Source organism: Pantoea sp. ME81 (genome assembly GCF_903970985.1).
GTDB lineage: Bacteria > Pseudomonadota > Gammaproteobacteria > Enterobacterales > Enterobacteriaceae > Pantoea > Pantoea communis.
In genome coordinates this window covers 1-6,049 of sequence record NZ_CAJCKS010000235.1, presented here as the reverse complement: position 1 = coordinate 6,049, position 6,049 = coordinate 1, and the positions used below count along the sequence as shown (strand labels likewise).

Sequence of the window (6,049 nt, the reverse complement as noted above, 5' to 3'; positions counted from 1 at the left end):
CCCTCTTTCACGACACGACTCTCTGCCGATCTATACAGTTTCTGCCCTTCAATACCCTGTATCAGATGCGTGCGCTGCACCAGCAACAACCGGGCTGGCAGGCACAGGTCAAGCATGCACTGATGATCCCGGATTATCTGCATTATCGTCTGACCGGCAACATGAACTGGGAGTACACCAACGCCACCACTACGCAGATGCTGAACATTGAAACTGGCGAGTGGGATAGCGAGTTGCTGTCGTGGGCAGGGATCGAAGCCGACTGGTTCGGCAAACCGACTGCACCGGGCAACACCGTCGGCAACTGGATCAATGCCAGCGGTAAAAAAATTCCGGTCGTGGCCGTGGCCACGCACGATACCGCCAGCGCGGTGCTGGCCACGCCGCTGATGCAGGAAGATGCCGCTTATCTCAGTTCTGGCACCTGGTCGTTAATGGGCATAGAAAGTCTGCAACCCTGCGTCAACCGCACGGCGCTCGACGCCAACATCACCAACGAAGGTGGCGCGGAAGGCTATCGGGTGTTGAAGAACATCATGGGCCTGTGGCTATTACAGCGCGTATGCAGCGAATTGCACATCTCAGATCTCTGCGCATTGATTGACGAAGCAAAAAATGAATCCGCCTGTCGTGCCCTGATCAATCCTAATCATCCGCGTTTTATTAATCCCGCCAGCATGGTGCAGGAGATTCAGGATGCCTGCGCTGAGCAGCATATGCCGATTCCACAAAGCCCTGCAGCGCTGGCACGCACCATTTTCGACAGCCTGGCGCTGCTGTATCGCCAGGTGATAGGCGAACTGGGCAACCTGCGCGGAACCGCGATTCGCCAGTTACATGTGGTCGGCGGCGGCAGTCAGAACCCATTACTGAACCAACTCTGTGCCGATGCCTGCGAAATGCCCGTATTAGCTGGCCCAATTGAAGCCTCAACGCTGGGTAATGTCGGCTGCCAGCTGATGGCGTTGGGTGAACTGCGTGATGTGGCCGAATTGCGTCGCTGCATCGATAAAAATTTCCCGTTAGAAACGTTTGCACCTCAGAACGCCAGCATCTTCGCTGCCCACCAGGCACGCTTTGCGGCACTGAGCCAACCTGCTAAGGAACTTGCATATGACAAAGCTGATTGAACAAGCCTTTGAACTGGCGAAACAACGCTACGCGGCGTTGGGTATTGATGTGGACCAGGTAATGACCCAACTGGATGGCATCCCGGTGTCGATGCACTGCTGGCAGGGGGATGATGTTCGTGGCTTTGAAAACCCGAATGGCGAACTGACGGGCGGTATTCAGGCCACCGGTAATTATCCGGGACGCGCTCGCAATGCGGATGAGCTGCGTGCGGACATAGAAAAAGCCATGTCGCTGATCCCCGGCACCAAACGCCTCAACCTCCACGCCATTTATCTGGAAAGCGATTCGCCAGTTGAACGCGATGCCATTGAGCCGAAGCACTTTAGCGGCTGGGTAGAGTGGGCGAAATCCAACAAATTAGGACTGGATTTTAACCCCAGCTGCTTCTCACACCCGCTGAGCGCCGACGGCTTTACGCTTTCCCATGCCGATAAAGGGATTCGCCAGTTCTGGATCGACCACTGCAAAGCCAGCCGCCGTATTTCAGCGCACTTTGGTGAACAGCTCGGGACACCATCGGTGATGAACATCTGGGTGCCGGATGGCATGAAAGATCTCACCATCGATCGTCTGGCACCGCGCGAGCGTCTGGCCAGCGCGCTGGATGAGGTGATCAGTGAGAAGCTCGACCCCCGTCATCATATTGATGCGGTAGAGAGCAAACTGTTCGGTATCGGCGCGGAGAGTTACACCGTGGGCTCCAACGAGTTTTGCCTCGGCTACGCCGCCAGTCGTCAAACGGCGCTGACGTTAGACGCCGGACATTTCCATCCAACCGAAGTGATTTCCGACAAGATATCCACTGCCATGCTGTACGTGCCGCGTTTGCTGCTGCACGTCAGCCGCCCGGTACGCTGGGATAGCGATCACGTTGTGCTGCTCGATGATGAAACCCAGGCCATCGCCACTGAGATTGCCCGCCACAAACTGTTCGACAAAGTGCATATCGGCCTGGACTTCTTTGACGCCTCGATTAACCGCATCGCCGCCTGGGTGATTGGCACCCGCAACGCCAAAAAAGCGCTGCTGCGCGCACTGCTGGAACCCAGCGATCAGCTGCGAAAATGTGAGCAGGAAGGGGACTACACCGCGCGTCTGGCACTGCTGGAAGAGCAGAAATCTCTGCCATGGCAGGCGGTCTGGGAAGCCTGGTGTCTGCGACATGATGTGCCCGCCGATGCCAGCTGGCTGAGCGAAGTGCGTCACTATGAACAACAAACATTGCGTCTACGATAAGGGATCTACCATGCAAAATATTCTCTCTTCTTCATTCGTTCAGAACATGGTGAAGGCGACCAGTGATATGTGGCTGAAAGGCTGGGATGAGCGCAATGGTGGCAATGTCAGCCTGCGTTTGCTGCCGGAGGAAGCGCAGGTCTGGTCAGCTGATTTTTATGCCGAACCGCGCTGTATTGAGTTAACCCAACCGGCGCCGGCGCTGGCAAACGATTGGTTCCTTGTCACCGGTTCTGGCAAGTTCTTCCGTAACGTTCAACTTGATCCCGCCGACTGTCTGGCGTTGTTACAGGTGGACGACAAAGGGCTGTCGTACAAAATCCATTGGGGACTCAGCAACGGCGGGTTGCCGACCTCGGAACTGGCGGCGCATTTCCAGTCGCATAGCGTGCGCAAGCAGGTTTCCAATGGGGCTGACCGCGTGATTATGCACTGCCATGCCACCAATTTTATGGCGTTGAGTTACGTAGTGAATCTGGATTCCGCCCGTTTCACGCGCTTGCTATGGGAAGGCAGCACCGAATGTCTGGTGGTGTTCCCGGATGGCGTCGGCATTCTGCCGTGGATGGTGCCTGGCACTGACCAGATTGGGCAGGCCACCGCCGATGCCATGGCATCGCACAGCCTGGTGATGTGGCCGTTCCACGGCATTTTCGGTGCCGGTCCGAATCTGGATGAAACTTTTGGCCTGATCGACACGGCCGAGAAGTCTTCGGAGGTGGTGGTGAAAGCCCTGTCGATGGGCGGGATTCGCCAGAGCATCACCACCGAACAGTTGGTGGCACTGGGTGAACGCTTCGCCGTCAAACCGTGGCAAGCGGCATTGGATGCGGAGCGCAGCGATGTTGCGTAAAGCCTTTGTGATGCAGGTGCATGCGCACTGTCATGATGAATATCTGCGTCGCCATTCACCGATCTGGCCTGAGCTGGAACAGACGTTGAAAACTCACGGTGCGCACAACTATGCGATTTGGCTGGATGCGGAGCGTAATTTGTTATTCGCCAGCGTGGAGATAGAGTCGGAAGCACGTTGGGAGGCGGTCGCGAACACGGAAGTGTGCCAGCGTTGGTGGGCATCGATGAAAGATTTGATGCCATCGAATGCGAACAATAGCCCGATCAGCCAGGTGTTAAAACCGATGTTTTTTATGCCTTAAGGATTTCAAACATTACACTTTGGTGCAAGTCAGGGGCGGCCTGGAGGTCGCACCTGACTGCAAAGTGATAAAACATCGTCAGCAGGCTATGACGCGTTCAACGCGCAGTAGCCTGCCAGAGCGGGCCAGATGGCCATCTGTGTATCGACTATTCCATCGAGATCGTCACGGCTTGCGCCTTCACGGGCGCGCACTGACATGCCCTGCAACACGCAGGCCAGATAGCTGGCCAACGTACCGCTGTTGGCACACTGCGGCAATTCGCCACGCTGTTGCCGGACATCCAGAAATTGCTGCAAAGCCCGTTCCTGTGCATGGTGCTGCTTAGCCAGCATCTGTGCAATCTCGTCTGAGCCTGAAGAGAGCGCACTGGAGGTGCAGATAAAGAAACAGCCAGCGGGCTTATCGCACTCGGTAAAACAGGCTGCAGTAGCACGAAAATAGGCCTCAATCGCGGCTTTGACATCGAGTGTTTCATCCTTAAGCACCTGATTACGCTGCGCGCTGAAGGTATCGATGTAGCGCTGCATTGCTGCGCGGAACAAGCCTTCCTTATTCTCAAACTCCGCGTAAAGCGTCGGCGCTTTCGCCCCCGTCGCGTTCACCAAATCTGACAGCGAGGTGCCTTCATAACCGTGTGCCCAAAACAACATTAATGCTTTATCCAGCGCATCGTTGCGATCAAACACTTTGGGGCGACCACGCGTTTTGCGATTAAGCGTGTCGGTCATTTGTGTCATAGGGACACCTCACTGCATGAAGAACATGTAATTAAATTACCGATCGCTAACTAAATATGCAAGCGCAGCCGACATTCCCTCTCATTCACTTTGCCCGTTTGTGCTTTACCTGCGGCACAACACTCATATCGATAAGTGAAAAAGGGCGCTAAAGCCCATAATCACGCCACTTCTTAATAAAATAATGACCGTTAATAAAATGATTGACGAGATGCCCGCTTCGGCGCTAGCATTTAATTAACGGTTGTTAACTTAATTCAGCCGACCCCTTTCATCTGCATAAGAGAGACGATCATGAAAAGCATCAAAATGGTATTAGCCGCAGTCGCACTGTCATCCATCGCGTTTGGTAGCATGGCTGCTGAATTAGTGAATCAGGCACCATTGAACCAGCAGCAAATTGGTGTGGTCAGTGCATCAGGTAGCACTAACCTGACTTCACTGGAGAATCAGCTATCGGAGAAGGCGAGTGCTGCCGGAGCAAAGTCGTTCCGCATCACTTCGACCTCTGGCAACAACAAGCTAAATGGCACAGCGGTAATTTATAACTAATCACCAAAGCGCAAAGAATGGCGCAGGGGCGCACCGATGTGTGCCCCTGGTCGTGAAGCGAATTATCCGTTAGAGCGGAGTTGCGGATACCGACGGAAGATGGCGATACACCAGAACAACGCAACCAGTCCAATTAACCCCCCCACGTTACCCACATCCGACATTTTCATATGCAGGCTGACCTGGTTACCCAACAGGGCACCCGCACCAATCCCGATGTTATAAATCCCTGAAAACAAGGACATCGCCACATCGGTGGCATCCGGTGCCAGTGACAGCACACGAACCTGCATCGCCAGGCCGATCATCATCATTGCCATGCCCCAGAAAATGCACAGCAGCGAAATGGCTGCAGGGCGCACGGCGGCAAACAGCAACAGCCCCATACTCAACGTGATGATGCCAATCGCGGCGAGTAACATCGCTGAGGGGAATTTGTTGCCCAGCGTACTGAACAGCACGCTGCCGATAATCCCGGCTGAACCGAACAGCAACAGCAGTAAGGTCGTGAAGTTCTCATCCGCATTCGCGACCACCTGCATAAAGGGTTCGATGTAGCTGTAAGCGGTGTAGTGCGCGGTGACCACCAGCGTCACCAGAATATACATTGCTACTAACGCCGGACGGCGGAACAGCATCGGTACGCTACTCAGTGAGCCAGTGTGCTCGCTCGGCAGACGTGGCAGTATCCGCACCAGCAAAATTAGCAGCACCAACGCTGACAAGCCGATCATGCCGAAAGTGGTGCGCCAGCCGAGGTATTGCCCAACGATTCGGCCAATGGGCACGCCCAACACCATCGCCAATGCCGTACCGGTTGCCAGCATACTCAACGCCTGGGTTTTTTTGCCAGCCGGTGCAACACGAATCGCGAGTGAAGCGGTAATCGACCAGAATACCGCGTGCGCCAGTGCGATGCCGATGCGCGAAATCACCAGCGAGGTGAAATCCCATGCCACGGACGAAAGCACATGGCTGGCGATAAACAGAATGAACAACACCGACAGCAGCAGACGGCGTTCTATATTCCGCGTCAGTAGCATTAACGGCAGGGATAACAGCGCAACGACCCATGCATAAATGGTTAGCATAATACCGACATCAACGGGCTTCACAGCGTAGCTAGGCGCCATATACGTTAAAAAGATCGGAGGAACGCAGTGGAGGGGAAGAGTGTACATCGTGACGTACATCAACGCGGACGGCGTATGGTCAAAAGACAGAAAAACG

The 6,049-nt window shown here is 54.8% G+C and carries 7 protein-coding genes; 5 read left to right on the top strand and 2 right to left on the bottom strand.

Going from position 1 to position 6,049, the window contains the following annotated elements; genetic code table 11:
- From H7A81_RS24990 to rhaM, 4 genes are all read left to right on the top strand, one after another.
- Positions 1-1,130: FGGY-family carbohydrate kinase (locus H7A81_RS24990; RefSeq protein ID WP_182059063.1), on the top strand; the 1,130-nt coding region annotated here is incomplete at its 5' end.
- Positions 1,114-2,370, top strand: coding sequence for an L-rhamnose isomerase (locus tag H7A81_RS24985; RefSeq protein WP_097117084.1), 1,257 nt, complete (start codon positions 1,114-1,116; stop codon positions 2,368-2,370). The genes H7A81_RS24990 and H7A81_RS24985, both read left to right, overlap by 17 nt.
- A 10-nt stretch (positions 2,371-2,380) precedes the next feature.
- Complete coding sequence (rhaD, locus tag H7A81_RS24980; protein ID WP_182059062.1) at positions 2,381-3,223, top strand: rhamnulose-1-phosphate aldolase; 843 nt, start codon at positions 2,381-2,383, stop codon at positions 3,221-3,223.
- On the top strand, positions 3,213-3,527 hold the full coding sequence (rhaM, locus tag H7A81_RS24975; RefSeq protein WP_097117086.1) for an L-rhamnose mutarotase: 315 nt from the start codon (positions 3,213-3,215) through the stop codon (positions 3,525-3,527). The genes rhaD and rhaM overlap by 11 nt, the downstream gene beginning before the upstream one ends.
- Positions 3,528-3,613: 86 nt before the next feature.
- Here rhaM and H7A81_RS24970 read toward each other — a convergent pair whose 3' ends face one another.
- The gene (locus H7A81_RS24970; protein WP_097117087.1) at positions 3,614-4,267 is read right to left on the bottom strand and encodes a TetR/AcrR family transcriptional regulator; all 654 of its coding nucleotides are present in this window, start codon (positions 4,265-4,267) and stop codon (positions 3,614-3,616) included.
- Between the two features lie 294 nt (positions 4,268-4,561).
- On the opposite strand from H7A81_RS24970, the gene H7A81_RS24965 reads away from it, so the two are divergent.
- Positions 4,562-4,819: a YdgH/BhsA/McbA-like domain containing protein gene (locus tag H7A81_RS24965; RefSeq protein ID WP_034831180.1), complete on the top strand. Its 258-nt coding sequence runs from the start codon at positions 4,562-4,564 to the stop codon at positions 4,817-4,819.
- Between the two features lie 62 nt (positions 4,820-4,881).
- Here the strand turns inward: H7A81_RS24965 and H7A81_RS24960 are convergent, their stop codons facing one another.
- Positions 4,882-6,012, bottom strand: a complete 1,131-nt coding sequence (locus H7A81_RS24960) for a sugar transporter (RefSeq protein WP_370529993.1) — start codon at positions 6,010-6,012, stop codon at positions 4,882-4,884.
- Between the last annotated feature and the right edge of the window lie 37 nt (positions 6,013-6,049).

Bases quoted from the DNA above. Each gene is read 5' to 3' on its own strand.
- H7A81_RS24985 (WP_097117084.1), top strand. From the start codon at position 1,114: ATGACAAAGCTGATTGAACAAGCCTTTGAACTGGCGAAACAACGCTAC.
- rhaD (WP_182059062.1), top strand. From the start codon at position 2,381: ATGCAAAATATTCTCTCTTCTTCATTCGTTCAGAACATGGTGAAGGCG.
- rhaM (WP_097117086.1), top strand. From the start codon at position 3,213: ATGTTGCGTAAAGCCTTTGTGATGCAGGTGCATGCGCACTGTCATGAT.
- H7A81_RS24970 (WP_097117087.1), bottom strand. From the start codon at position 4,267: ATGACACAAATGACCGACACGCTTAATCGCAAAACGCGTGGTCGCCCC.
- H7A81_RS24965 (WP_034831180.1), top strand. From the start codon at position 4,562: ATGAAAAGCATCAAAATGGTATTAGCCGCAGTCGCACTGTCATCCATC.
- H7A81_RS24960 (WP_370529993.1), bottom strand. From the start codon at position 6,012: ATGTACGTCACGATGTACACTCTTCCCCTCCACTGCGTTCCTCCGATC.